At 62.3% G+C, this 26051-nt stretch carries 18 protein-coding genes and 3 pseudogenes; 7 read left to right on the forward strand and 14 right to left on the reverse strand.

The window, feature by feature from the left end:
- The first annotated feature begins 6 nt into the window (after window positions 1–6).
- A complete protein-coding gene (locus ARGLB_RS06660; RefSeq protein ID WP_003800404.1) occupies window positions 7–1599 on the forward strand; it encodes a purine-cytosine permease family protein in 1593 nt (530 codons plus the stop codon).
- Entirely contained in the window at window positions 1596–2402 is an 807-nt protein-coding gene (locus ARGLB_RS06665; RefSeq protein ID WP_003800406.1) for a maleylpyruvate isomerase family mycothiol-dependent enzyme, read from the forward strand. Before ARGLB_RS06660 ends, ARGLB_RS06665 begins: the two co-directional genes overlap by 4 nt.
- Window positions 2403–2530: 128 nt before the next feature.
- Here the strand turns inward: ARGLB_RS06665 and ARGLB_RS06670 are convergent, their stop codons facing one another.
- Window positions 2531–3451, reverse strand: coding sequence for an Lrp/AsnC family transcriptional regulator (locus tag ARGLB_RS06670; RefSeq protein WP_245531494.1), 921 nt, complete (start codon window positions 3449–3451; stop codon window positions 2531–2533).
- Between the two features lie 1245 nt (window positions 3452–4696).
- Between ARGLB_RS06670 and ARGLB_RS06680 the strand changes: the two genes are divergently transcribed.
- The 4 genes and pseudogenes from ARGLB_RS06680 to ARGLB_RS06695 all read left to right on the forward strand — a co-directional run bounded on the left by ARGLB_RS06680 (window position 4697) and on the right by ARGLB_RS06695 (window position 10900).
- Entirely contained in the window at window positions 4697–6871 is a 2175-nt protein-coding gene (locus tag ARGLB_RS06680; protein ID WP_003800413.1) for an amylo-alpha-1,6-glucosidase, read from the forward strand.
- Between the two features lie 159 nt (window positions 6872–7030).
- Window positions 7031–7252: pseudogene (locus ARGLB_RS24410) on the forward strand (hypothetical protein); the annotation flags it as partial.
- A 402-nt stretch (window positions 7253–7654) separates the two neighbouring features.
- Window positions 7655–10057, forward strand: coding sequence for a phosphoenolpyruvate synthase (gene ppsA, locus ARGLB_RS06690; RefSeq protein ID WP_003800417.1), 2403 nt, complete (start codon window positions 7655–7657; stop codon window positions 10055–10057).
- Window positions 10058–10900: a pyruvate, water dikinase regulatory protein gene (locus tag ARGLB_RS06695; protein WP_003800418.1), complete on the forward strand. Its 843-nt coding sequence runs from the start codon at window positions 10058–10060 to the stop codon at window positions 10898–10900.
- A gap of 573 nt (window positions 10901–11473) precedes the next feature.
- Here the strand turns inward: ARGLB_RS06695 and ARGLB_RS24510 are convergent.
- The 5 genes and pseudogenes from ARGLB_RS24510 to ARGLB_RS06715 all read right to left on the reverse strand — a co-directional run bounded on the left by ARGLB_RS24510 (window position 11474) and on the right by ARGLB_RS06715 (window position 15754).
- Window positions 11474–11832 (reverse strand): annotated as a pseudogene (locus ARGLB_RS24510) (IS30 family transposase).
- A gap of 249 nt (window positions 11833–12081) precedes the next feature.
- Window positions 12082–12708 carry a YoaK family protein gene (locus ARGLB_RS06700; protein ID WP_217491535.1) on the reverse strand — a complete coding sequence of 209 codons (627 nt, stop codon included), beginning with the start codon at window positions 12706–12708 and terminating at the stop codon, window positions 12082–12084.
- 411 nt (window positions 12709–13119) lie between these two features.
- Window positions 13120–13692, reverse strand: a complete 573-nt coding sequence (locus ARGLB_RS06705; RefSeq protein WP_003800425.1) for a flavin reductase family protein — start codon at window positions 13690–13692, stop codon at window positions 13120–13122.
- 2 nt (window positions 13693–13694) lie between these two features.
- Window positions 13695–14741, reverse strand: coding sequence for a methionine synthase (locus ARGLB_RS06710; protein ID WP_003800428.1), 1047 nt, complete (start codon window positions 14739–14741; stop codon window positions 13695–13697).
- 20 nt (window positions 14742–14761) lie between these two features.
- The gene (locus ARGLB_RS06715; RefSeq protein ID WP_003800430.1) at window positions 14762–15754 is read right to left on the reverse strand and encodes a DUF1852 domain-containing protein; all 993 of its coding nucleotides are present in this window, start codon (window positions 15752–15754) and stop codon (window positions 14762–14764) included.
- A gap of 123 nt (window positions 15755–15877) precedes the next feature.
- On the opposite strand from ARGLB_RS06715, the gene ARGLB_RS06720 reads away from it, so the two are divergent.
- Window positions 15878–16819, forward strand: coding sequence for a LysR family transcriptional regulator (locus tag ARGLB_RS06720; RefSeq protein WP_003800432.1), 942 nt, complete (start codon window positions 15878–15880; stop codon window positions 16817–16819).
- Between the two features lie 546 nt (window positions 16820–17365).
- Here the strand turns inward: ARGLB_RS06720 and ARGLB_RS06725 are convergent.
- The 8 genes and pseudogenes from ARGLB_RS06725 to ARGLB_RS06760 all read right to left on the reverse strand — a co-directional run bounded on the left by ARGLB_RS06725 (window position 17366) and on the right by ARGLB_RS06760 (window position 25982).
- A complete protein-coding gene (locus ARGLB_RS06725; RefSeq protein ID WP_003800434.1) occupies window positions 17366–18364 on the reverse strand; it encodes a LacI family DNA-binding transcriptional regulator in 999 nt (332 codons plus the stop codon).
- A 37-nt stretch (window positions 18365–18401) separates the two neighbouring features.
- The gene (locus ARGLB_RS06730; RefSeq protein ID WP_003800436.1) at window positions 18402–19934 is read right to left on the reverse strand and encodes an SLC13 family permease; all 1533 of its coding nucleotides are present in this window, start codon (window positions 19932–19934) and stop codon (window positions 18402–18404) included.
- Complete coding sequence (locus tag ARGLB_RS06735; protein ID WP_003800438.1) at window positions 19931–21349, reverse strand: lyase family protein; 1419 nt, start codon at window positions 21347–21349, stop codon at window positions 19931–19933. The genes ARGLB_RS06730 and ARGLB_RS06735 overlap by 4 nt, the downstream gene beginning before the upstream one ends.
- A 545-nt stretch (window positions 21350–21894) precedes the next feature.
- Window positions 21895–22408, reverse strand: a pseudogene (locus ARGLB_RS06740) (recombinase family protein); the annotation flags it as partial.
- Window positions 22409–22559: 151 nt separating this feature from the next.
- The gene (locus tag ARGLB_RS06745; protein WP_003800444.1) at window positions 22560–23162 is read right to left on the reverse strand and encodes a TetR/AcrR family transcriptional regulator; all 603 of its coding nucleotides are present in this window, start codon (window positions 23160–23162) and stop codon (window positions 22560–22562) included.
- 247 nt (window positions 23163–23409) lie between these two features.
- Window positions 23410–24276 (reverse strand): alpha/beta fold hydrolase, encoded by an 867-nt coding sequence (locus ARGLB_RS06750; RefSeq protein ID WP_003800447.1) that lies wholly within the window; start codon window positions 24274–24276, stop codon window positions 23410–23412.
- A 50-nt stretch (window positions 24277–24326) separates the two neighbouring features.
- Entirely contained in the window at window positions 24327–25325 is a 999-nt protein-coding gene (locus ARGLB_RS06755; protein WP_003800449.1) for an NADP-dependent oxidoreductase, read from the reverse strand.
- 345 nt (window positions 25326–25670) lie between these two features.
- The gene (locus ARGLB_RS06760; RefSeq protein ID WP_003800451.1) at window positions 25671–25982 is read right to left on the reverse strand and encodes an SDR family NAD(P)-dependent oxidoreductase; all 312 of its coding nucleotides are present in this window, start codon (window positions 25980–25982) and stop codon (window positions 25671–25673) included.
- Window positions 25983–26051 lie beyond the last annotated feature (69 nt).

The raw sequence follows: 26051 nt of genomic DNA on the forward strand, positions 1-26051 counted from the left end.
CAGCCAATGCCGACCCCCGCAGGCGCAAGCCCCCGCATCCTCAAAGTAGAACAGCACGGCGTCGAGCCCATTCCCGCCACTGAGCGCACAGCGACGGCCTTCGACCTGTTTCGTCTGATCTTCGGCGGCGCCAACACCTTCGTCACCGTCATCTTGGGATCCGTTCCCATCCTTTTCGGTCTCTCATTCATCGACGCCCTTTGGGTAACCATCACAGGAGTCATGCTCGGCGCCTTGGTCGTCGCGCCCATGGCACTCTTTGGACCCGTCACCGGCAGCAACAATGCCGTCTCGTCCTCCGGCCACTTCGGAGCCCATGGCCGCATCATCGGCTCCTGCCTGGCGCTGCTGGTCGCAGTAGCCTTCTACTCGATTTCCGTGTGGACATCCGGCGACGTCATCCTCGGGGCAGCCCATCAGTTCTTCGCTGTGCCGAGTAACCCGTGGACCCTCGGTGCCGCTTACGGCATTCTGGCTGTCCTTATGCTCGTCGTCTGTATCTACGGCTTCCGCTTCATGCTCTGGGTCAACAAGGTAGCCATCGTCGGCGCGACCATCATGTTTCTCGCCGGGATCCTTGCCTTCGCCGACAAGTTCGACTTCGGCTATGCCGGCGCCTTCGGTATCAATGGTCTGATGTCAACAGATCCGGCCTTCTGGGCAGCCGCCATCGGGGCCGGCCTCGTGGTCATGTCCAACCCAGTATCCTTTGCAACCTTCCTGGGCGACTGGACTCGCTACATACCGAAGGAAACGCCCCGCAAGAAGCTCATGAGCGCAGTCGTCCTCGCTAACATAGCCACCCTGCTTCCTTTCATTTTCGGTTTGGCTACGACCAGCATCATCGCTTCAGCCGCGCCTTCCTTCTTCGAAGCCGGGGACTACGTGGGCGGACTTCTGTCAGTTTCCCCCCTCTGGTACTGCGTCCCCATCAGCATCCTCGCTGTCATTGGCGGGATGTCCACGGGAACGGGACTTCTGTACGGCACGGGTCTGGACTTCGCCAGCATTGTTCCCCGCCTGTCCCGCGTGCAGTCGACCATCCTCATCGGCGCCGCATCGCTGGCCTTCATCCTCTTCGGAAAATTTGTCCTGAACGTGGTGCAGAGCATTTCCACCTTCGCCATCCTGATCGTCACCTGCACCGCGCCCTGGATGGTCATCATGATCGTCGGCTTCGTGAAGCGGAAAGGCTGGTACGACCAGGACGACCTTCAGGTCTTCAACCGGCGCGTCAAGGGCGGAATCTACTGGTTCAACGACGGCTGGAACTGGCGGGCAGTGGCCGTATGGGCCCTCGCCTCAGCAACCGGACTCGTGTTCGTCAACGTACCGGGACAATTCGTCGGCTGGCTGAGCCCGCTTGTGGCAGGGGTGGATATCAGCATTCCCGTCGCTGCCGGGCTGGCAGCGGTCCTTTATATGGCGGTGCTGGCCCGGTTCCCTGAGCCATCCTTTGTTTACGGCGCCGGCATCCCGCTGCCCGCCGCGGACCCGGTTCCGGCCCCGGCTTCGGTTCCCTCATCCCTACAGGCCCCGGGGACGCCCCCCGATTTCACGACTTCCAACACCCGTATTAAACAGAAAGCAGCACAATGACTCAGCACGGAATCCAGGCCATGAAGACGCTGCGCGAGGAGATTTTTAACCTCGAGCACGTTCTCACAGCAGAGGACTGGGCGCGTCCCAGTGCATGCCCGGGATGGAGCGTTCAGGACATCGTGATCCACCTGAACTGCACTTTGCGGGAGGTAGTGAATCCCGAGTCCTTGCCCTCCCCGGTGAGTGGAGACATCGAAGCGTCCAACGACGTTGGGGTCGCGGCCTTCCGTGGTCAGTCACCTGAACAGACATTGGCCGAGTACCGGGAAATGATCGACAGCGCGATCGAGGAACTTACGAAGCTTCAGGTTCCGCCGGCAAGCGAGTCAGAAGTGGACATGGACAACGCCGGCGTGTACCCGGCCCATATCCTCGTCGATTCGCTGGTTTTCGATCACTACTGCCATCTTAGGCATGACATTTTCGCCCCGCACGGCCCCATCGACGCGCCCACAGTGAAGCCGGAAGAGGACATCGTAAGGTCCTCCCTGGACTGGTTGATGGCCGGCCTTCCCCAGATGTCGCCTGAAACTCTTCGTACCGCAGTTACTGCCCCGGTGCGCCTGCGCCTTACAGGGGTTGGCGGTAGTGACTGGCTGATCTTCCCCGGAGCGGAGAAACCCTCTGTAGCGCTGGATGACCGAAGCGTGGAACCGGCAGCGGTGATCATCAGCGACGCGGACGACTTCATCCGCTGGGGAACCAAGCGGGCCTCGGCTGAGCGACGTGACCAGATGGTCCGCGTTGAGGGAGACCTGAACCTCGCCCGTCGTGTCCTGGATGCGATCCACGTTTTCTAGGCTCAAACCCGTTTGACGCTGCCCGGATCTGGAGGTCGGATCCGGGCAGCCTTGTTTTCACAGACCTGGGATCGCTCCCTTCTGAAAAAGAGATTCCTATCGCGGATCTGCTTCCGTTTCCTCTGCGGCTACCGCGATCCCCAGGAAAATGGAAGCTTCTGGATGTCTAGGTACAAATACGTTTCGCTGGAAACGATGCCGTCAATGGAGCTCAAGGTGGTGTCAACGAAGTCGAGCAGCGCCTGTTTGTCTTCGCAAGTCACCTCGATGATCAGATCGTGCGATCCAGCCGTGAACAGTACCATGCCCACTTCCGGGACCTGCTGCAAAGCATCGGCTACGTGCCGGGGGCTGCCAGTTGTTCGAAGACCGACACTTGCCTGGACGTAGCGGTGGGGCGCAGCGCTACCCAGCAGTGTGTTGATGTGCAAAACTCCAGATTCCATCAGTTGCAACACCTTGCGTCTGGTGCTGGAATAGGGCACACCCGCCTTTTTTGCAAGGGTTGCATAAGGTGCACGGCCATCCTCACGAAGGGCGTCAATAATCGCGTAGTCCACTTCGTCCAGCTCGACCGGCTCCAAAGGCTGCGGGCTGCCAGTCGTTTGCGGCTGAAAGACGCTTTGCCGGTACGCATACTTCGCGACAGCCAGGTGCATGAAGCTTTCGCAACGGACAACGCCTGGAATGCCCCGGATCTCATCCAAAACATCTAGAAGTTCCGGGTCGCTGCGGCAATCGATTTCCGCCAGAAGATCAAACCTTCCGCCGGTGCATACAACGAAACTCGAAGCTGACACCTCCGCCAGCCTTTGCGCAACGGCACGCGCGGCAATACTGACGTTCACCCCCACCAGGGCCGAGCTGCTGTAGCCCAACAGCTGAGGTGCTACGCTCGCGACCACGCGCACAACACCGGTCTTCTCCAGGCGGGTAACACGGGTCCGGGTACTCTCGCCGGATAATCCGACTGCTTCACTAAGCTCCTGAAAGGTAGCCCTCCCATTAACCTGAAGGAGCCGGACAAGTTCACGGTCGGTCGCATCCATGCTCACAACAGGTCCCTCCTTCCAGGGAACGGAAGCTGCCGCGCTTCGCGAAGCGGTGGATCGCGTCATGGAGGGTCCTCAAATAACTAAAATCAGGGCCACGTCATCGATCCCGGCCGCCGACAGATATGATCCAGCGTATCGGACGGGAAGGGCCCAGCCTGGAGGTGACATCAAGATTAGGTGCAGCACCGCTTGCGAACGGCGGACGAGGATTGGGGACCCACGGGTTCCGCAGGACGGGCCGGCAAAATTAGAGCCCTGAACCGTCCGGCAACCGTGGCGGCATCAATCGTGGGGTCTAGAATTGCCGTCCCCAGTTCAAGGCACTCCCGGAGCTCTTGGTCTTCTAGTGCCGTGATCAGAAGTTCTTCTTTCGCGGAGAAATGAAAAGCGCAACGTCCCCGTCAGCTGCCTGCCCCGGCGCCGCTGCGACGTTGTCCAATCCATGCCCCTGAGCGGCAATCTCTACGAGGAGAAACCCGCTCAAGCCGCTTGACGAAAAACATAGGGACACCGTCTTTTGCGGAACGCTTCATGCACTTTTCGGCCAGCCGCCATGGCCTGGCTCGATTTAGCATTATTCATAGAAAACGCTGAAGCCTTGAATTTCAGTCGGGAGCGCCAGCTTATGCGTGAAAATAAACATAGAAGCAGTCAAGGCGGTAAACGACGCTGCCTAGGCGCCGTCAAACGGGATGCACCTGCGCCCGGAAGGTACATGTGTGAGGAGTAGCGTGCTGTGGCGCTGGCTAATCGGTTATGGGACCTTTGGGGTCCCGCAGGCCGGCGCGCCGATTGCCTTCTCTCTCCTGGCGCTGTCCTTGACCGGAAGCGCTGAAGTCGGAGCTGGCCTGGGGTTCGTCATGACACTTGCTCAAATCCTTGGTGCCGTTCCCGTATCCCGTCTGGGGATCCGCTACAACGCAGTCACCTATCTCCGAATCATGTCCGTCCGTGGGGTGGGCGGCCGGCACCTGCCCGGCCCACCTCGGTGACTTGATCAGAAGATTGTCCGCCCCGCCCAGGGCGTGGCTCCCATGTGGCGTAGCCTCATCGCACAACCAGAACCGCCACATATTGACGAGGCAACGAGATCTCCTTCCTTCGCGGAGGGTACTTACGAGTCAACGCGGGGCCTAGCTTAGGCTCGGAAGCAAGCGTAGCGTCGTCCTCGGAAGCGACCGTGGCAGGCAGCCTGGAGTGAGGGCGCCGCACTGTTTGTAGTTTCTCAAGGGAGCGATGATGGCTGGGTGGAATGCTGACACGGCAGCCGGCCCGTTGGGAGCCGGTACGGTCACTCTGGTCGAGGGGTCCTCGTTCTGCATTTCATTGCCCAATGGAGACATCAGCGCCGATCATCCGCACGGTCTTTTCGTGCAGGATGCCCGTATCCTTTCGGGCTGGAGCCTCACCATCAATGGGCAGCCGCTGGAGCCGCTGGCGGCGCAGACGACCGAGCCGTATCGGGCGCTGTTTGTCGGTCGGGTTCCCCGGGCTGACGGGTATGCTGACAGTCCCCTGATCGTGGAGCGACTGCGTGAATTAGGAGCCGGCATCCAGGAGCAAGTCGCTGTCCGCAACTACTCCGTGCTACCCGCCGAATGCGAAGTCGCTCTGCGGGTGGGGGCGGATTTCGCGGACCTTTTCGAGGTGAAGGAGGCGCGGATCCAACGGCGCTGGGCCGAGATTCGCCAAGTCGAACGCGATGCGCTCACCATCCGGGCACACTGGCGGGACCTCCGGAAGGGCATGGTTGTCCAGGCCCTCGGTGCGGACATTTCGGCAGACAGCCTAATTTACCGGGTGACCGTCCCGCCGCAGGGCTATTGGAGCACGGTCTTGACCGTGCTCCCCAGCTTCGCTGAAGACGGTTCCGGGGCGGCATTTTTCCATGCTGATGGGGACGGATTGTCGCCCCGGGACCGGCGCCGACGGGAATGGGTGGCGAGAATACCGGTGCTGCAGATTGGCAATCGGTCAATCGAGCGGACCCTGCGCCGCAGTTACGATGACCTGGGCGCCTTGCGGATTGAGGATCCTGAACATCCGCAACGCGTCGTAGTCGCCGCGGGCGCGCCCTGGTTTATGACCCTGTTCGGCCGGGACTCTTTGTGGGCATCGCAAATGGCGCTGCCGGTAGACCCGTCCCTGGCGCTGGGTACGCTGCAGACGCTGGCTGACCGCCAAGGGACGGTAGTGGACCCGACCAGTGAGGAGGAACCAGGCAAGATCCTCCACGAGGTCCGGCTTGACGTTTCCAGCGGGCTATCCTTGGGAGGCAAGTCAACCTATTACGGGAGCGTCGACGCAACGCCGCTGTTCGTCGACATCCTCGGATCAGTTAGTCGATGGGGATTCGCCAGGGACACCATCACTGCATTGCTGCCCCATGCCGATCGTGCTCTCGATTGGATCCGGGACTATGGGGACAAGGATGGCGACGGCTTCGTCGAGTACGAGCGGCTAAACCCCAACGGGCTGATCAACCAGGGCTGGAAAGACTCCTGGGACGGCATTAATTTCGCAGACGGAACCCTGGCTCAACCACCGATCGCCCTCTGCGAGGTCCAGGGCTATGTCTACGGTGCGTATACAGCCCGCGCATGGATGGCTTATGACGCCGGTGATACGGCCCTCGGGGACGAACTCTCTGACCGGGCGGCGCTTTTGAAAAAACGGTTCAACGAGGAATTCTGGATCCCTGAACTGGGCTACTACGCCATCGCTCTCGACGGCAAGAAACGACAGGTTGACGCCTGTGCCTCCAATATGGGGCATTGCCTTGTATACGGTCTCATCGACGAGGACAAGGCGTCCCTGGTGGCCGAACGGCTGTTGTCGGATCAAATGTTCAGCGGCTGGGGCGTGCGCACTCTGGCCACTAACATGGGCGCCTATAATCCCGCGAGCTACCACAACGGCTCCGTCTGGCCGCACGACAACGCAATCATCGTGGAGGGCCTGCTGCGCTATGGCTTCGTGTCCCACGCGCAGCGAATATGTACAGGCATTCTGGAGGCCGCCGAGCATTCCGACGGCCGCCTCCCTGAGTTATTCTGCGGCTTCAGCCGGGAGCAGTTTCCCGCGCCCGTCCCCTACCCGACGGCCTGCTCGCCGCAGGCATGGGCGGCTACCACGCCCATCCAGCTGGTGACCAGCCTCATGCGGTACGACACCCACGTTTCCCGTGGCGGAGTATGGATGAACCCGGTTCTTCCCGAAGCGTTCGGGGACCTGCACATCACGAACGCTCCCTTAGGCGGTGGTCGCATCACCATCGACATTGCCGATTCCATACCATCAGTCCAGGGACTGCCAGAAGGTATCACCTTCCATCGGGGGTACCGTCCATGGATGACAGAACTGATTGAGCAAGCCGACCTCCGCCGAACACAAGCGCCAGGGCAAGGGCAATAGCCTCACTTGCCTCACGCTTTCTACAGACGGTGGGATCGACTGGCAGCGAGACCGGTTGAAGTGAAATACGCTGCGGTCCTCAGCATAGATGTGCGTGCGGTCCTGGATGGGTTGACTGGTTTGGGGAGCCTGGAGGTATTCATAAGCGACTTACCCACTAAGGAGACCATTGCCGCCTTGCTGCGGCACGCGGACCGGGCGATCGAGTGGATCGAAAAATACGGGGACAAGGATGGGGAGGGCTTCGTCGAGTATGAACGTCTAAACGAACAGGGACTCATCAACCAGGGCTGGAAGGACTCCTGGGACGGGATCAACCTCGCCGACGGACATATCGCGGAACCGCCCATCGCCCTAAACAGTCCCTGTCCGCTGCAGTCGCGAACCGGCTTGGTGAACTCGGGGTAGGAGGTGAAAACGTCTTCATCGGTATGTCGAAAACACACCGGTCGACTGGCCATTCGGTTTTGGCCGTGCTCAAACTGGAGAATTGGACGTCCCAAAGAAATAAAAGATCGGCGACGGTCGGTAACCGACTCCAACCCGTTGAGGCAGACTTGCGTAATCTCGTTATCGACGCTTCAGAACCCGCGAGCACGAGGGAGCGCAGCTTGCTACGCGGTTGCGGGAAAAGCGTCTTCCTCTTCCTACCTTTCGTTTCGTTACGGCTTATGGGTGTTGTACCCATCACATGTATTTGCTTCCGGGGAGTCGTGCCCCGCACTCTAGCCTCACCCTATTTTGCAGCGCTTGTCAGAGCGTGCCCAACGAAGGACACCATTTATGACTGACGTTCTCTGGTTTTCGGACCTTGGCCTGACCGACCTTGACCAGGTTGGCGGCAAAAATGCTTCCCTTGGGGAAATGATTCATAGCCTCGCCTCCGCAGGAGTGAAAGTTCCGGACGGTTTCGCGACCACGGCCGATGCCTATCGGCGGTTCCTCAGCGAATCAGGCCTGGATGCCCGGGTCGAAAATATCCTGGATGGCCTCGATAGCGGCGATGTGGCCGCTTTGGCCACGGTCGGCCAGCAGATCCGGGATCTGATCCGTGACACTGCGTTCCCGGCCGGTTTCGAGGAAGAGATCCGTGCCGCCTACTCCCGTCTCACGGAAGAACACGGCAGGGATGTGTCGTGGGCCGTGCGTTCGAGCGCCACGGCAGAGGACTTGCCGGACGCTTCCTTCGCCGGGCAGCAGGAGACGTTCCTGAACATCCGGGGCATCGACAACATCCTCCTGGCGATCAAGGACGTCTTCGCCTCGCTCTACAACGACCGGGCCATCGCCTACCGCGTACACCATGGATTCACACATTCCGAGGTCGCGCTTTCGGCTGGTGTTCAGCGCATGGTCCGCTCCGACGTCGGCGCGTCCGGTGTCATGTTCACCATGGATACCGAGACCGGATTCAATGACGCCGTCTTCATCACCTCCTCCTATGGGCTTGGCGAAGCAGTGGTGCAAGGGGCTGTGAACCCGGACGAGTTCTACGTACACAAACCCGCGCTGGCCGCAGGCCGACCTGCAGTCCTGAAACGGGGGCTGGGGGAGAAGGCCGTGCAAATGGTCTACACCGACTCCCGTGAGGTCGGCAGGACCGTGGACTTCGTCCCTGTCCCGCAGGATCTGAGGAGCCGTTTCAGCCTGACCGATGCGGAGGTTGAGCAGCTCGCCCGGCACGCCCTGGCGATCGAAGCACACTACGGCCGTCCCATGGATATTGAATGGGGCAAGGACGGCGTGGACGGGGAACTGTACATTCTGCAGGCCCGCCCCGAAACGGTCGAGTCCCGCAAAGCCACCGGCAGCGTTTCCCGTTACACCCTGACAGAGCGTTCCACGGTGCTGGTGGAGGGCCGGGCCATTGGCCAGCGCATCGGTGCCGGCCAGGTGCGGGTGCTGTCCTCGATTGACCAGATGGCCTCCTTCCAGGAAGGCGACGTCCTGGTGGCGAACATGACCGACCCCGACTGGGAACCGATCATGAAGAAGGCCGCCGCGATCGTGACCGACCGTGGCGGACGCACCTGCCACGCTGCGATCATCGCCCGGGAACTCGGCATCCCCGCCGTCGTCGGGACAGGTTACGCTTCCCAGATCCTCAAGGACGGGACCCCGGTCACAGTGTCCTGTGCCGAAGGTGAGGCTGGGCTCGTGTATGAGGGGTTGTTGGACTACACGCTGCAGGAAACCAGCCTGGAGACCATGCCCGAAGCGCCGGTGAAGATCATGATGAACGTCGGCACCCCGGAACAGGCGTTCAGCTTCGCCCGGCTCCCGCACCACGGCGTCGGCCTGGCACGCCTGGAATTCATCATCAACCGACAGATCGGCATCCACCCCAACGCCCTGCTGGCGGTCGCCGGTGAGATTGAGCGCCCCGCGGCGCTCGATGACTACACCGTCCGGCAGATCCGGGAAAAAACTGCAGCCTACGACGGTCCCCGGGACTACTACATCCGGCGCCTGGCCGAGGGCATCTCGACCATCGCCGCGGCCTTCGCACCGGAACCGGTGATCATCCGGCTCTCGGACTTCAAGTCCAACGAGTACGCCAACCTCCTGGGCGGCCCGGCCTTCGAACCGGAAGAGGAGAACCCGATGATCGGCTACCGGGGCGCCTCCCGCTACCTCTCCTCATCCTTCCGGCAGGCCTTTGAGCTGGAATGTGAAGCCCTGAAGTACGTGCGAAACGAGATGGGCCTGACCAACATCAAGCTCATGGTCCCGTTCGTGCGCACCCTCGACGAGGCCAAGGGCGTCACCGAACTGCTCGCCGCGAACGGGCTACGCCGCGGCGAAAACGGGCTGGAAATCGTGATGATGTGCGAACTGCCCGCCAACGCCCTCCTGGCCGATGAGTTCCTGGAGTACTTCGACGGGTTCTCCATCGGTTCCAACGACCTGACCCAGCTCACCCTCGGACTGGACCGCGACTCCGCCCTGGTCGCCGACGGGTTCGATGAACGCAACCCCGCCGTGACCAAGCTGCTGGAGATGGCCATCACCGCATGCCGGGCCAAGGGCCGGTACGTCGGCATCTGCGGCCAAGGACCCAGCGACCACCCCGACTTCGCCGAATGGCTCCTGGAACAGGGCATCAGCTCCATCTCGCTAAACCCTGACGCCGTAACCGAGACCTGGCTGCGGCTCGCACGCACGGGCAGCCGCATGACCGTCTAAATGGCCAACCAGCCCACTGTGGGGGCGGGCGGCACTCCCACCCCCACAGTGTTTTTCCTCTCCGACAGCACCGGCATCACCGCTGAAACCCTCGGCAACACCCTGCTCACGCAGTTCCCCGCCCAACGGCTGGAGCGGCGGACCATCCCGTTCATCACCACCGTCGAGCAGGCACGCGACGTCGTGGCCACCATCGACCGGGTGGCTGCGTCCGGGCCCCGTCCGCTCGTTTTTTCAACGACCGTCAGCCCGGACGTCCGTGCTGTCCTGGCCCAAAGCGCCGGGCACTTCTTCGACCTGTTCGGCGCCCACGTGAGCCAGCTCGAACAAGCACTCGGTTCCTCCGCCAACGGCCTGCCCGGTCAGGCGCATGGCGTGGGTGACGCTGTGCGGTACCAGTCCCGCATGGCGGCGGTCGAATACGCCATTGAGCACGATGACGGCCAATCCCTCCGCGCCTTGGAACGGGCCGAACTGATCCTCATCGCCCCGTCCCGCTGCGGCAAAACACCGACAACAATGTACCTGGCCCTCCAGCACGGCATCCTGGCCGCCAACTTCCCCCTCGTGGAGGAAGACTTCGACACCATGGCCCTACCCAAACCCCTACGGCCGTTTGCGGAAAAATGCTTCGGCCTCACTTCCCAGCCCATCAGGCTCAGCCAGATCCGCCAGGAACGCCGCCCCAACAGCAATTACGCATCACTCGCCCAATGCACCTACGAACTCCGAAACGCCGAGGACATGTACCGGGCCAACAACATCCCCTACGTCAACTCCGCAACCATGTCAGTCGAAGAAATCTCCGCCACCGTTCTCCAGCGCATGCAACTTCACCACTGAAAACCTCACGCCTCAAAGCTCAACGCACGATTTGATTCGTGATTCTCCCGGCGAACGTCAACCGGGACAACCGGGCATGCACGGGTATTCACAACGCGGGCGTTGCTCACCGCTGCTTGGCGCGGCGCGTCGCCCGAACTATACAGCGAAACCCAGCAATCGTAATGCAACAAGATCCAGGACGGCCATGATTCAAACGACTCACACCATCCGCGTTACCCCCGCAGACGCCAGCAAGGTGGACGATCTACTGAATTCTGCAGTCGGAGAACTCATTCCTCGCGCAATCGCACTGAACCACGGCATCAGAGTGACTCGGATGGGGACTGGAGATTACACTGCCGAAACCGCTGCCGATGTTCCATGCGGCTACACCGTTTACGAGCACCGGTAGGACGACAGGCAAAGACTGCCGATTTCACAAGGATGATCTCTCACCTGTTTCTATCCGAACACGTTGACCACGCAGACCGAGAGGTTAGAAACGCAGTTCTGGCAGCTACTTCTACCCCCGTGCTTTTGAACGCCGATAATTGTGATTCCGTAAAGCTGCTCCGTGGGCTTTGACTACCTTTATGGTTCGGTCGGTGGTGAGGCCCGTCTGACTAGGTGCTCCATGGAGGTCTGCCATCGAAGGATTTCGCGTGGTCGCTGGTTGAGTTCGGTGGCGACAACACTGAGGTGTTCGCGCTATGAACGCCGAGGTCTGTTCCTTTAGGAAAGTACTGGCGGAGCATGCCATTGGTGTTCTCGTTTGATCCGCGTTGCCACGGGCTTGCGGGGTCGCAGAAGTACACGAAGGTCCCACGCGTGACTTCGCGGTACACCAGCCCTGCATCCTCCTGCACGTTAAGGGCGCGCCGCGCTCTCATGCGGCCAATGCCGAATTCCAGGCAAAGCTCACGTTCCGGCGGCAGCGGGGACTGAGGCATGAGATCACCGGAACTGATGTAGATTCGCCAACACCCAAGACCGCCCGGCTTCGGTGTTGAGTCCGGTCTTAACCAGTCCAAAAGGCCGCTTTGGATGCGTCGGATCAGAACGGGACCTGACCGAAGAACAGCGCTTTTTGACAACAAGCGCTCGGCGCCAGGCCGCCTGGACACATGTCGGGGAAGCTGTGATCGATTCCCCGATCGTCCGCGCTCCGTGGTGCGGTATAGCCGGTAAGATGTACCGCATCAATGCCAGCGGCGACTCCCCAGGACCGTCACAGCGGCGGTGATGGCGATGCCGAGGCCGATCGGGACGCTGAGATGGATCTGGAGCAGGAGTACTCCGATGGCGGCCCCGGCGAACATAGCGAGGACAGCGCCCAGCCGTCGGTTGAGTAACCGCGGCCGTTGCTTGCCCACAAGTGACTCTCCGGCGAGGGAAGTCATGGTGGAAGTAATGACCACTGTGGTCATGTCTCGTACGCCCAAATGCCGCGCAATCAGGGCCTGGGAGCCCATGTGCATGGCGATAACGGCGGCAACAATGACACCAATGGACTGCCGGCCGACGTTTTCCACGATGAGAGAGATGGCGGCGGTTCCCGTCAACGCGATACAACCCGCTGTGAGAAGGAGCGTGACCCTGCGGTTCCAGCCTTTCGGGCTCGACTGGAGCGTAAATCCGGCGACCGCCGCGCCGAGGAGAAAGGCGCCAAGTGCTACCAGTGGGCCCAAAGTTGGCAGGTTCGCCGCCCCAGCCAACGCCATCGCAAGAATCACCACGTTGCCGGTCATGTTTCCGGTGAAGACGTGATCAAGTCCAAGGTAGCCGACCGTGTCAACCACACCCGTAACGAGCGTGAGGGCCGTCATGAGCATCAGTCGAAACTTTTCCGGAGACGCATTTTCTTGCGGGGTAGAGGCGGTTTTGGTACCTGAGCTGGCTACGGCAGATGTCATGGTTTAAGGGATCTTTCATCGTGAGGAGTGGTCTCTATGACCACCCCTCGGACATGCTTGTGGGTGGTTTAGATGGACTGGCACGCAACTACGGCGATGCCGTCGCTCCGGGGATCTGCGCCGGCGGCTAGGGCGCCATCGTAGCGTCGACGTGCACTCATGGAATGGCCGACAAGGGTGTCATCGTCAATCAGGCCCTCGGCAAGGATGTAGTCGTTGGCCTCTGTGCGTCCATGCCGCCAACCACGAAGCGCGGACGGCGGGAGTTATGCTTCCGCCGTCGTGAGCCGTTCGGCTTCTTGCCTCGCATTGTTGGGGCGGCGCTCAGACTTCAATCTTGGAATGCTCGCCCAGTCGGTGCCATGAACGGTTGTGGTAGACCAGAGCGTCGCCGGGTTCGCCCGCTTGGACGTCACGCATCACGCGGGACTCCAGGGCGTGAACGGCGATGATTGTGGAGGTCCCCACCTCCATGCGATCGATGACGGCGCAGCGCACCCAGGCGCGGACATCGTCATACACCGCTTCGCCGGTTGCAAGGGGCGACCAAAGGTGCGTCTGGTCAAAGCGGTCGGCCCCGGGGGTCGCTCCAAACTTCGCCAAGTCGACGTCGTGCGCGTCCAGCAGGTGCACGACGACGGTTTGGGCGCGGGAAAGCACCTCGGACGCAGAAGACAGTGCCGAGACCGAGAAAATCAGCAAGGGAGGTTCCGCACTCACTGACACGACCGACGATACCGTCAGTGCCACCGGTCCTTCGCCGGCATTCGCCGTGATGACGGCGACACCTCCCGGGTGGCCACGGAACAGTGCTTTGAATTCGTCGGCCGAGAGGGAGGACGGGAAGCTTTTCTTCGGAGCCTCGAGCCAGGTGTCTGCGGGGTAGGCGTGAAACATCGTTATGACACCCTGGGGCCGGAGCGGGCGAGTTCCTCGCGAATGATGCTCGTCCCTGCACTAAGAGCACTCAGCTTGGCCAGTGCGACATCCCGGGGGAACGGTGCCATGCCGCAGTTGGAGCTGGGGATGAGCTTGTCCGCATCGACGAACTGCAGGGCCTTGCGGAGGGTGTTGGCGACGTCCTCCGGGGTCTCGATGGTCTCGCTTGCGACGTCGATTGCCCCAAGCATGACTTTCTTGCCGCGGAGGAGCTCGATGAGGTCCATGGGCACATGGGAGTTCTGGCATTCCAGCGAGATGATGTCGATGCTGGAGCTCTGCAGCAGCGGGAACGATTCCTCGTACTGCCGCCACTGTGAGCCGAGCGTCGCCTTCCAGTCAGTATTCGCCTTGATCCCGTAGCCGTAGCAGATATGCACGGCGGTCTCCGCATGCAGTCCTTCTGCCGCTCTCTCAAGCGCAGCCACGCCCCAGTCCTTGACCTCATCGAGGAAGACATTGAACGCGGGCTCGTCGAACTGGATGATGTCCACGCCGGCGGCCTCCAGTTCTTTGGCCTCCTGGTTCAGGATCGTGGCGAACTCCCAGGCCAGCTTCTCGCGGCTCTTGTAGTGGTCATCGAAGAGCGTGTCCACCATCGTCATTGGACCGGGAAGAGTCCATTTGATCGGTCGGTCGGTGGCTGCGCGGAGGAACTTTGCGTCTTCGACGAACACGGGCCGCTCGCGGCGCACCGCTCCGACGACGGTCGGCACGCTGGCGTCGTAGCGATCGCGGATGCGCACGGTCTTGCGCTGTTCAAAGTCGACCCCGCTGAGATGCTCGATGAAGGTCGTGACGAAGTGTTGGCGGGTTTGCTCGCCGTCGCTGACGATGTCGATGCCGCGTCGGCTCTGCTCGTGGATGGCGATGCGCAGCGCATCCTGCTTGCCCTCGAGCAGGGCGTCTCCCTCCAGCTTCCACGGGGACCAGAGAGTCTCCGGCTGTGCGAGCCACGATGGTTTCGGCAGGCTTCCGACAACGGTGGTGGGCAAAAGTGTGTTCATGATTGACGATTCTCCGTGGGTCAGTTGACGAGAGCGGGGTAGTTGGTGGTCCACTGGTCCAATAGATCCTTGTGGGGCGTGATGAAGTGTTCCTCCGTGTACTTCGCCTGCGTGATCGCGAGCTGACTGCGCTCGACGCGGTCGTAAGCGATCTGGGTCCGCGAGTAATCCTGCTCGCCCAGGCTCGGCTGGTAGACGGCGGCGGCGGCGGAGTTCGCGTTGTAGACCTCCGGGCGGTAGATCTTTTGGAACGTCTCCATGGTGCTGATCGTGCCGATGAGCTGCAGGTTGGTGTAGTCGTTGAGCAGGTCGCCGCGGAAATAGAAGGCGAGGGGAGCCACGCTGCCGCGCGGCATGAAGTAGCGGACCTGCAGCCCCATTTTCGCGAAGTACGCGTCCGTCAGGGAGTAATCGTCCTGCTGGTACTCGACGCCCAGGACCGGGTGACGGTTCCCGGTTTGCCGGTATGTCTTGCTCGTGGAGACGCTGATGCAGACCACCGGCGGTTGCGGAAAGTGTTCCTGGCCTACCGGGGAATCGAGGAAGTGCTGGAACAGCTTGCCGTGAAGATCGCCGAAGTCCTCGGGAACGGTGGGCTTGCCGGAGTCTCCTGCCGCCGCCGGCAGTACGACGCTGAAGTCGAAGTCACGGACGTAGGAGGAGAAGTTGTTCCCGACGATTCCTTGGTGGCGGACCCCGTTCAGCAGATCGACGATCTGGATGTCGAGAACCTCGAACAGGGGGAACTGCTGATCCGCGCCTTCCGCAGTGAACTCAATCTGCGCGGAGACGATATTAAGCTCGAGCGTGTAGCGGTCCCGGTCCGGGTTGTCCCAGTCTGCGAGATCGTTAAAGCGGCGGCGGATCATGGTCAAGGCGTTGCGCAGGTTCTCCTGGCGGTGCTCGCCCCGTGCGAGGTTGGCGAAGTTCGTCGTGATCCGGGAGCCTTCGGACGGGGAGTAGTCCTCGTCGAAGCGGGTGGTGGTGATGCTGAACGTAAAGTCGTCTGCCATGTGCTGCCAATCCGTTGTCGATGGGCCGGAGACGGCCTTCCAAAAGGGGTTGAGTCCATCGTGCAACCTTTCGGCGGGTATCGGGTAACTAGGCGCTACTATGCAGTCATATAGACTTTTCCTATGGCCCAGATTTCGAGCGGACTGACCCTGCAGCAGCTCCGCTACTTCATAGAAGTTGCAGCCGAGGGATCGATCTCCGCGGCTGCCGATCTTCTCTACGTGGCGCAGCCGACAATGTCCGCAGCGATGAAAGACCTTGAGGCGCGGGTGGGCCGTGCGCTCCTGGTTCGCTCCGCCCGCGGGGTCACCCTCACCGCCGACGGGGCAGAGTTCCTCGGCTACGCGAGGCAGGTGGTCGAGCAGTTCGCCCTCCTCGAGCAGCGCTACCTTGGCAGGCCACCGACGCGACGTCTGCTCGGGGTGTCAACGCAGCACTACTCGTTCGCGGTGGACGCCTTCGTCCGGATGGTCAAGGCCAGTGAGGTGGCCGAATACGAGTTCTCACTCCGTGAGTCCCGCACCTGGGACATCATCGAGGACGTCAGGACGCTCCGCAGCGAGATAGGCATCCTCTACCGGAACGATTTCAACCGGAAAGTCATCGACAAGCTGCTCCGGGAATCCGGACTCGCGTTCACTCCGCTTTTCCTCGCCGATCCGCACATTTTCATTTCCCGGAACAACCCGCTCGCCTCAAAAGAGCGTGCGACTCTCGCCGATCTCGCCGGCTTGCCGCGGCTAACCTTCGATCAAGGTGCGAACAACTCTTTTTACTTCGCCGAGGAGATTCTCTCCACCATGTCCAGTAAGCAGGAGATCCGGGTCTCTGACCGTGCGACGATCTTCAACCTCATGATCGGGCTCCACGGCTACACGATCTCGACGGGCATCATCAGCGGGCAGCTCGACCCGGAGATCGTCGCCATCCCGCTCGACGTTGACGAACGCATCGAGATCGGCTGGATCGGTCACGCCGCGATTCCGCTTACCCACCAAGCGCAGCGCTACCTCGGGGAATTGCGGGCCGTCGTCGCTGAGTTCGGCCTAGCGCTACTCGACTGACTGCAGTTGAGCGGGCGGGTCTTTACCCTTTCGGTGATTGGACGTGTTTGTTGCAGCCGAGCGGGTTGCTGGTGCCGTATATGCCCGTCGCCGTCGTTGGCATGCCCGGGGCAGACGCCAGCGAGGAAACCGGCCTGTTCCAGGTAGTGGCGATCCAGCCAGGGACATCCAGGCCGGGTTTGTAAGGCCGCGGTGTGCCGTCCTGGCCGCCACCTGTGGAGGCCATTGAGCCGCAAACCGATGTTGGCGACGTACCGGCTCGCGGGCGGGATAAGGTTAAGAGGCTCACCGCATTTGGGGGTGTAGCCAGGGCCTGACTCCGCCGGCTTCGAGTAGTGACGGGCCATGTAGTTGGCAAGCTTCTGGAAGCCGAGGGCAGAGCCGCGGAGGAGTTCGAGCCTGGGCGCTCGAAGCCAGCATAAGAATGGCCGCAGCCATTGTTCCCAAACGTTTGGCCGAAGAAGCTCAGGAACACGCCATTGAGAGGCCATGACCTTGCGGATGGCCCAAACCTGGCAGAGTTCGGTCCCGGATTTGCAGCATGGCTTAGCTAATCCCAGGGTTGCCCAGTGTGCCGCGAATCCGCAGCGCTCCGGGTATCCGGCTGAGTGTATCCGTTGGTTCGTGGCCGTTGATGAGGTCGAGCAGAATTTCTGCTGCTTTGGCGCCCATTTGGGCGAGTGGTGGGGCGAACGTGGTGATGCCGGGTCCCCAGATTTCGAACCAGTCCGGGTCGCCGTAGCCGGCGAGGGAGAGGTCGTCGGGGACTCGGATTCCTGCTTCGCGTGTGGTTTTGAGTACGCCCATGACGAGTCGGCTGCTGAGTGGCAGGAGGGCTTGGGGCGGGTCGGGCAGAAGGGTTTGCATGGCGCTGGCGCCGCCTTCTGCGGAGAAGTCGGAGAAGACGATGCGGAGGCGTTTACCGGTGGCCGCGTTTTCGCTGAAGCCGGCCTGTTCTGTGGCGGCTTTGAATCCTGCGAGCCGGTCCCGGCTGGTGCTGTAGGTGTCCGGGCCGACGATGGCGGCGATGTCCGTGTATCCGGCGGCGATAACCAGTTCAGTGAGTTCTTTCACGCCGGCGTAGTCGTCGCTCACGACGGCGGGGACGTTCCTCCCGCTGTAGCGGTTGAGTTCGACGACCGGGACCGGGGATGTGGCCGCGGTGCTTGGTCCGGAGGGTACGTGGACGATGCCGTCGACGCGGCGTGCCGCCATCTCCTGCAGGGCTTCCTGATCGCGTCCGGGGTGGTTGCCGGTGGTTGCGACGAAGAGGTGGTGGCCGGCTGCGCGGAGTACTTCCTGGAGGACTTCGGCGCTGGCGGTGTAGAACTCGTTGGTCATGTCGGGAACGATGAGCCCGACGCTTCGGGTGCGGCGTTCCCGCAGTGCCCGGGCCGTGGCGTCGGCGGTGTAGCCGAGTTCCCGTGCCGCTTCCAGGACGCGGGCCCGGGCGTCACCGCCCACGGGTCCTTTCCCGCTGAGGGCGCGGGATGCTGTGCCGTACCCGACCCCGGCGGCACGGGCGACGTCCGTGAGTTTGACCATGGGGTCCATCCTATTGGCGGGGTCGGGTACGGGCAGGCTAGGGCAGGGAAAGGCCGATGGCGCTGCCGATGCCGATGACGGTGAGGAGGATCAGTGGAATGGTGACGAGGTCGGCCACGACGCCGGTCTTGATCATGCGCAGCATCGGCACGTAGCCGGAGCCGTAGACGATGGCGTTCGGGGGAGTGGAGACGGGGAGCATGGCGCCGGCGTTCCCGCCGAAGATCGCTGCCATCGCGGGAATCAGCGGATCGACGCCGATCGCCAGGGCAATGGGGATGATAATCGGGACCACGATCCCGACGCTGGCAGTGTTGCTGGTGGTTTCCGAGATCACCATGCCGAGGATCACTGCGACGAGGCAGAGCAGCAGGACGCTGTTGACGCCAGTGACATCGGCGACGGCGGTGCCGATGGTTTCGGCGAGGCCGGTGGCTTTCATCATCGCCCCGACCGTGAGCCCGACGCCGACGAGGATGACGGTGCCCCAGTCAATCTTGGCCGCTTCGCTCCATTCGAGCGTGGGTGTCTTCTTTTCGGTAGGAATCAGGAACAGCAGCCCGGCCAGCAGGACCACGACCGATCCCTCGTTCAGGTGCGAGGCGATCACGTCCAGGACGGGGTTGGTTATGTTGAAGGTCGTGACGACGGCGGGGAAGGTCCACAGCGCGACGGTCAGAGCGAAGACGAGCGCCACGATCTTTTCCCCGCGCGTCATGGGGCCAAGCTCGGCATACTGCCGCCGGAACGACGCCGTCCCGTTGGGGATGTGATGGGTTTCCGGCTTGTTCATGAGCACCAGGGCGATGAACATGAGCGTGCCGAGGCCCAGGACGTAGGGTCCGGAGATGGAGACCCAGTCGAACAGGGGGATCTGGTACCCGGTCATCTGCTCCACGGTGCCGCGGCCAATGACGTTGGCGATTCCGGTGACCGGGGTGAGGACGGAGCCGACGCCCGAACCGTAGGCGATGGCCAGCATTAGCATGCAGGAGAAGCGGGTCTGGTAGCTTTTGCGGCCGCTGGCGGGGTCGTGGATAAGGTCGCCAACGGTACGGACGACGCCGATGCCAATGGGCAGCAGCATGGCTGCGGTTGCGGAGGCGGAGACCAGCATGGCGAGCAGGGTCGCCACGATCATGAAGGCAAATGCGGTCAGGTGGGTACTGTCACCGACCCTAGGCAGGGACAGGACGCGGAGCGCGAACCTGCGGTCCAGGCCGTGCACTGTCATGGCCCGGGCGAGGATGAAGGCGCCGATGACCAGGAACACGGTGGGGGACCCGAAAGCGGAGTACACCTCCGAAGGTGAGCCGACGCCGAGGATCACCAGCAGCGCTATGCCGATCAGGGCGGTGGCGGGAATGGGAATGGTCTCGGTGATCCAGAACAGGACGATGAAACTCAGGACCCCGAGCATCGCGCGCTGCTCCCACGGCAGGTCCTGGGGCAGGAAGAGGGCGAGGGCCATCAGCGGCAGTGCGGCGAAGAGCCCGGCGCGTGCGCGGAGGTAATCGAAGCGGCTGGCCTCTCCGACGTCGTTGTGGGTAGTGACTTCTGTTGCGCTCATGCGGGGACTCCTTCGGCTCCGCTGGGGGCTGGTGCCAGTTCATTGATAGGAGGGCAGGCAGCCTGGAGAGGGGTACGTGAGTGCCAGATGCTGACTGCAGTCTTGCAGATGGATTCCGCCTCGCCCAGGTAGTAGGCAGCCTGCACGAGCGATTCGGGCAGCAGGTCCGCCATGCCCTGCTCGGCAGCGACGGCGCGCAGGGCATCGGCGAGCACGGTGCCCGTTTCGCGGGCACGGGTGGATGCGGCGTACAGGAGGTCGTGGGCTTCTTCGCGTCCCACCTTGTCCGCGAGCTGGATCATCTGGGCTTCGGCCAGGACGAGCCCGCCGTCCAGTTCCATGTTCCGGTGCATCCGTTCGGCATCGACGCGCATACCGTCAACGATGACCAAGGTCTCCCGCAGGGCGCTGCCGGCCAGGGAGGCGAGCTGCGGGATGACCTGCCACTCGATCTGCCATTCACCGGCGCTGCGTTCGTGGCCTGCCTCCTGGATCCGGGCGAGCGACGAGGCCAGTGCCCCCGCCGTGCCGGACAGCCCGATGATCAGTTCCGAGGAGATTGGATTGACCTTCTGGGGCATCGTCGATGACGCGCCCCGGTGCGGGGAATACGGCTCGAAGACTTCACCGATTTCTGTGCGGGACAGGTCCACGATGTTGCGGGCAAACTTCGCGCAGGACGCAGTAATGGTCACGCACAACCAGCCGAATTCGGCCAGGCTGTCGCGTTCAACATGCCACGGAACGTCGGTGCCCTCAAGGCCAAGAAGCTCTGCGACCCGGGCGCGCAGGACTGCTGACTGGGACCCGTAGGCGGCTGAGGTACCGCCGGCGCCGAACATGGAAATGCCAGCGATGCGGGGGAGTGCCTGGGCAATGCGCTCCCGCTGCCGCGTGAACTGGCTCAGCATGGTCGCCAGCGTGGCGCCGAAGGTTGTTGGTACAGCCTGCTGGGCATGGGTGCGGCCTGCCATGATGGTGTCGCTGTGGGCCAGGACCTGCTCGGCAAGGCGGTCGCCCAGCCGCTCGAGGTCCTCATCCAGGAACTTCAGGGACCGCTGCAACTGAAGGGCGAGGCCGGTGTCCATGATGTCCTGCGTGGTTGCCCCGTAGTGCACCCGGCCGTTGGCACCTTCCGGAAGCGCTGCCGCGATCTCACGGACCACCCCCAGGATCGGGTACCCCACATTCCGCGCCGAGGACCAGAGCCGGTCCAGGTCAATGTTTGCCGGGACCGCAGCCTTGGCGATCGCCTGGGCATCCTCACGGGAAATGATGCCCAGTTCCGCCTGAGCCAGAGCAAGCGCCCGTTCCGCCGCCAGCCAAGACTCGACAGCCTCAGTCGGAGAGAACAGCTCTGCCTGTCGGTCATCACCGACAAGATGCATGAGGAGGGAGAAAGGAGTGGAGGTCAACGTTGGCCTGCCTTCGGTTGAGTCGTCGCATTGGTGGATTCGAATCCACTCAGAAGCGGCTTCAAGTAGCTGGGTAAAAAGTGGATTCGAATCCATTTCAACAGACGACACCAATGTTGTCAAGGTCACATTTCGAGCCATGGTCGAGTCCGCGCCTCTATCGCCCCTGCCACCAGTCGGCGGGATGCCACATTGCCGCGCAACGGCGTGGCGCTACTTCGGAGCGCGACGCCCTGAAAAGTTGCTAGCATTCGCAGGCCGGAAAAGCATGTAATCGTCGAGATCAGCATGCCCCGGGAACCGCCGACTAAGCTTTTGGTGAGGGCTTCTCTCGCCTAACGACGACCCGGGCGAAACGCCGAAACTTGCGATTCTGTCGACCTTGCTAGGCACGGACAGACTCTCAGCGAAAAGTGAAACAATGGCGATGCTGCTTGCAGGCGGGAGTGTCTAACGAGAGGGCGTGCTGCGAGCAACGATGAACGGCGGGGCCGCGGACTGACCCCGGATCGGCCAGCGCGCTGGGACGACCTTTTCCCGGCTGGTCCGTAACCGCGGGCCAGGACGGATTTCGGAACGCCGCCTGCGGCCCTTTGCTTCAACTCGGCTGCCCGTTCCGGCGTGAGAGTCTTCTTCCGCACTTTGTAGGCGCCGAGCTGCTTGGCCAGGGCGATGCCTTCGCGCTGTCGCTCCCTGATGAGGGCCCGTTCGAATTCAGCGAATGCCCCTGACCGAGAGCATTAGGTTCGCCATAGGGGAGTCCTCGGCAGTAAAGAGCAGGTGCTCCTTGACGAACTACACCCGCACGCCCTTGCGGGTGAGACGTTGAACCAGGGCGCGCAGGTCATCGAGGTTCCGCGCGAGCCGGTCCATGCCGTGCACCACGACCGTATCGTCGTCGCGGGCGAACCGTAGCAATTCGGTCAGTTGCGGTCTGTCGGTGTCCCTGCCGGACGCCTTGTCCGTGAAGCCCCGATCCAGAACCAGCCCGTCGAGCTGGCGCTGCCCCTTCTGGTCCAGCGTACTCACCCGCACATATCCAATCCGCTGACCAGCCACCGCTGCCGCCAACCCTCTTACATGTGAAGTTGAGTTTTAGGGCCTTCCTAGACGAACGTCAAGAGGCACAAGGTCTGGGGCGTCAGGTTGGGGTGCAGTTCCAGCTGACGTGCGACAAGTTCCGGCGGCCCATAGGTGAAGGTTCTTGCGGTCAGCGGGGCAGGAGCAGGCGGATCTGGGTCCTGATGTCCTGCACAAGGTCCTCGATGCGAAGAGCGGGATTCGCACTCGCTGCCATGCTGAGGAACATGACGGCTGAGACGATGCGTGCGGTTGTTGCTGCATCATCGGGACTGAGAAGTTCATCGCGGCCCAGGACGGCAGCGATGGCTCCCTCGGTCTGCGCGACGATGGAAAGGGCTTCGCTGTGGTGTTGCTCCGTCGGGTCCCCGAAGACCATCTCCCGCAGGTAGGTGCGCCCATTCTCGACCTGGACTCGGTTGCACTCCACGATCGGCCGCACGATGGCCATCAGCGCTTCGAGTGCATCCGGGATAGTTTCAGCATTGGCCCGGCCCCGCTCGAGCGCTTCGGCGTAGTGCGCGTTCTGCACGAGCAGGAGGAGTTCTCCCTTGGTCCTTGCGTAAAGGAATAGGGTTCCGGTGCCGATGTCGGCCTTATCAGCGATTTGCTGGGTTGTGACCTCCTCGATTCCGTGTTCCGCGAACAGCTCACTGGCGGCGGCAGTGATGCGCTCAAGCTTCTGCTGCTTGTTCCGCTCGCGTCGTCCGAGCGGCTGAGATGCGACGGGCATGGAGGTTCCTTTGAACGTAACCTGACTGGACTCAGTTATGAGTGTAACGACCACGGAGTGCCGGGGACGAGTTGCTTTGTGACGAACCTGCGGAAGGGAGTGCGGGCCTTTTTAGTGGTCCATACGGTTTTGGCGCGAGGGGTCGGTGCGCATCTGCAGCAGGATGGAGGAAGTGGGTGTTTTTCGCATCCGGTTGCGAGGGTGACGTGAGGCGCCCATTGTGCCTCGTGGTCTCGAGCGGTGATGCTCAGTTGGCGAGGAATTCGACGGCGGTGGGGGCGAATGTGGCGTGGTATTGGAAGATGGCGCCGTGGCCGGAGTCTGGGTAGATGATCAGTTCGGATCCCTTGATGCGTCGGTGCAGATCTTCGGAGAGGACGGATGGCACCATGCGGTCGTTGTCGCCGTTGGCGATGAGGGTGGGGTGTGTGAGCGTGGACAGGTTTGACGGGGCGGAGCGGCCGAACGCCTGGATTGCCTTCAGCTGAGTTTGGAATGCACGTGTGCGAATCGGCTGGTCGCGGTTGACGGTGCGTTCCTGGAGGCGTTTGATGAACGCTTTCGCGGCTGGCTTGCCGGTGGTGTTGCGGTTGAAGAACAGGAATTCCTTGGGATCGGACCCTGTCAGGGTTGCCCGGAGGATGTCCCGGTAGGTGGTTCCGACCACCTTGTCCATATCCTTTCCTCCCCTCGGGCCGGTCCCGGTGAGCACGAGCTTGCGGACAAGGTCGGGATGCTTGAGGGTCAGGTCCTGGGCGATCATGCCGCCCAGGGAGAAGGAGAAGACGTCGATCCTGTCGATCCCGAGGGCCTTGATGAAGGTGTAGGCGTCGTCGGCCATTGCCTCGATGGTGTCGGGAACCTGTCCGGTGGAAGCGCCGACCCCCGGCTGGTCGAAGGTGATGACGTGGCGGCTCTTCGCCATGGGGTCGATGATGCCGGGATCCCAGTTATCCAATGTGGCGGCGAGGTGCACGAAGAACATGACGGGGATGCCGCCCTTGGGCCCCAACTCGCGGTATGCGTAGGTGACACCTTCGACGGTGATAGTGCTGGTGGGTGCCTTCGCGTAGGAGGTGACGACGGAATGGAGCGGCGTGCCGGTGTTGTCCATGACGGTTAGTTCTCCTGGGTAGTCTGCGAGGTGGAAAGGCTGGGAGCGGGTTACTCGGTGAGGCTGAGCACTGCTTTGCCGCGGATGCCGCCCGCGGCAACGGACTCCAGCGCCTCTGGGGTCTGGTCGAAGCTGAAGACCCTGCCCACGACTGGGTGCAGCACACCGTCGTCGACCAGAGCGCTGATCTGGCGCAGCTGGTCCCCGCTGGCGCGCATGAAGAGGAACTCATAGCTGACGCCGAGCTTCCTGGCCTGCCGCCGAATCTTGCTGCTGAGGGCGGAGATCGCCAGGCGCAGCACAGGACTCAGGCCGGCTTTGCGAGCGAAGACCGGATCCGGCGGGCCGGAGATCCCGATAGCCTTGCCCCCGGGCTTTAGAACGCGCAGTGACTTCTCGAGGTTCTCCCCGCCGAGGCTGTCGAGCACCAGGTCGTAGCCGCTGAGGAGTAACTCAAAGTCCTGGGTTCGATAGTCGATCACGATGTCCGCCCCGAGGTCGCGCACCAAGCCGGCATTGGCGCTGCTCGCCGTGGTCGCAACAGTCGCGCCGAGGTGCTTAGCGAGCTGGATGGCAATTGAGCCGACTCCGCCGGCGCCGGCGTGAATGAGAACCTTGTGCCCGGGTCGGACGTGGCCCTGCTCGACGAGGGCCTGCCATGCCGTCAGCGCCACCAGCGGCAGCGAGCCCGCCTCCTCCATGCTGGCCGATGCGGGCTTCAGCGCAAGGTCTTCCTCCGCGACGGCGATGCGCTCGGCGAAAGTGCCGATGCGGTCCTTGTCGGGGCGGCCGTAGACCTCATCGCCGGGCTTGAACCCATGCACCTTTGCCCCGACCTGCAGGACGGTGCCGGCAACGTCGTTGCCGAGGATCAGCTGCAGTTTGTAGGGGAGGATCTGCTTGAACTCGCCCAGCCGGATCTTCTCGTCCAGCTGGTTCAGGCCCGCTGCCTGCACCTGCACGAGGACATCGCGGTCCCCGACGATCGGCTCGGGGACGTCCGCCTCGCGCAGCGGCTCCCTGTACTTGGTGACTACGAACGCTCGCATGCCGTGATGCTCCTTCTGGGGGTGGTGGTTGGTGGGTGCCGCCATGGGTGCAGCGAGATGCCGGGGCACCATCCTGCCGCGCCGGGCACGTGTGTCAGTACGGGCAGCGCTTAGACTGGCGGGCCCAATGATGATCATAATCAATTATGACTGAACTCAGATATTTGTCAAAAGGGAGCCTGATTGCTGGGGTAGGGAGAGCCGCGGACCGCTCGTACTGCGTATGAGACGGAATGTTCGTGGTCCTTCGTTGTTCACAGTCGCCCATGCCGGTTTGAATGATCCGGGCTTGGGAAGCGCCGTGGGCAGGTGAGTGGTTTCTTGTGACCATGGCGCCAAGCGTTTCTAAGCGGTCTTGGCGGCCGGCTGGGGGTGCAGAGCCTCGATGGGGGCGCTGAGTCCGGCCTTGAGCTGCGCAGATGTCTCGTCGGCCAGGACCTCGTACTCGCCGGCTTCGACGGCATCCAGCACTGTGCGTACGAGATCGGCCGGGTCCATCTTGGGATTGGTGGCATTCTCAGCCATCGCCGTGTCGACGTACCCCACGTGGACGCCCACCACATGGACGCCTTCGGGGGCGACTTCCAGGCGCAGTGAGTTGGTCGCCGACCAGAGGGCGGCCTTGGTGGCGCTGTAAATGCCGCCGACGCCTTTCACGTTCGAAGTGTCAGAGCATCACAAACAGCTGCCGGGGCGATCGTCCAAGCCGCCCTCTCCCTTAAGGAT

This window comes from Arthrobacter globiformis NBRC 12137 (assembly GCF_000238915.1).
GTDB lineage: Bacteria > Actinomycetota > Actinomycetes > Actinomycetales > Micrococcaceae > Arthrobacter > Arthrobacter globiformis.

Bases quoted from the DNA above. Each gene is read 5' to 3' on its own strand.
- ARGLB_RS06665 (WP_003800406.1), top strand. From the start codon at position 1,596: ATGACTCAGCACGGAATCCAGGCCATGAAGACGCTGCGCGAGGAGATT.
- ARGLB_RS06730 (WP_003800436.1), bottom strand. From the start codon at position 19,934: ATGAGCGCAACAGAAGTCACTACCCACAACGACGTCGGAGAGGCCAGC.
- ARGLB_RS06700 (WP_217491535.1), bottom strand. From the start codon at position 12,708: ATGACGGCCCTCACGCTCGTTACGGGTGTGGTTGACACGGTCGGCTAC.
- ppsA (WP_003800417.1), top strand. From the start codon at position 7,655: ATGACTGACGTTCTCTGGTTTTCGGACCTTGGCCTGACCGACCTTGAC.
- ARGLB_RS06710 (WP_003800428.1), bottom strand. From the start codon at position 14,741: ATGAACACACTTTTGCCCACCACCGTTGTCGGAAGCCTGCCGAAACCA.
- ARGLB_RS06720 (WP_003800432.1), top strand. From the start codon at position 15,878: ATGGCCCAGATTTCGAGCGGACTGACCCTGCAGCAGCTCCGCTACTTC.
- ARGLB_RS06750 (WP_003800447.1), bottom strand. From the start codon at position 24,276: ATGGACAACACCGGCACGCCGCTCCATTCCGTCGTCACCTCCTACGCG.
- ARGLB_RS06755 (WP_003800449.1), bottom strand. From the start codon at position 25,325: ATGCGAGCGTTCGTAGTCACCAAGTACAGGGAGCCGCTGCGCGAGGCG.
- ARGLB_RS06705 (WP_003800425.1), bottom strand. From the start codon at position 13,692: ATGTTTCACGCCTACCCCGCAGACACCTGGCTCGAGGCTCCGAAGAAA.
- ARGLB_RS06745 (WP_003800444.1), bottom strand. From the start codon at position 23,162: ATGCCCGTCGCATCTCAGCCGCTCGGACGACGCGAGCGGAACAAGCAG.
- ARGLB_RS06695 (WP_003800418.1), top strand. From the start codon at position 10,058: ATGGCCAACCAGCCCACTGTGGGGGCGGGCGGCACTCCCACCCCCACA.
- ARGLB_RS06680 (WP_003800413.1), top strand. From the start codon at position 4,697: ATGGCTGGGTGGAATGCTGACACGGCAGCCGGCCCGTTGGGAGCCGGT.
- ARGLB_RS06670 (WP_245531494.1), bottom strand. From the start codon at position 3,451: ATGGATGCGACCGACCGTGAACTTGTCCGGCTCCTTCAGGTTAATGGG.
- ARGLB_RS06725 (WP_003800434.1), bottom strand. From the start codon at position 18,364: ATGGTCAAACTCACGGACGTCGCCCGTGCCGCCGGGGTCGGGTACGGC.
- ARGLB_RS06715 (WP_003800430.1), bottom strand. From the start codon at position 15,754: ATGGCAGACGACTTTACGTTCAGCATCACCACCACCCGCTTCGACGAG.
- ARGLB_RS06660 (WP_003800404.1), top strand. From the start codon at position 7: ATGCCGACCCCCGCAGGCGCAAGCCCCCGCATCCTCAAAGTAGAACAG.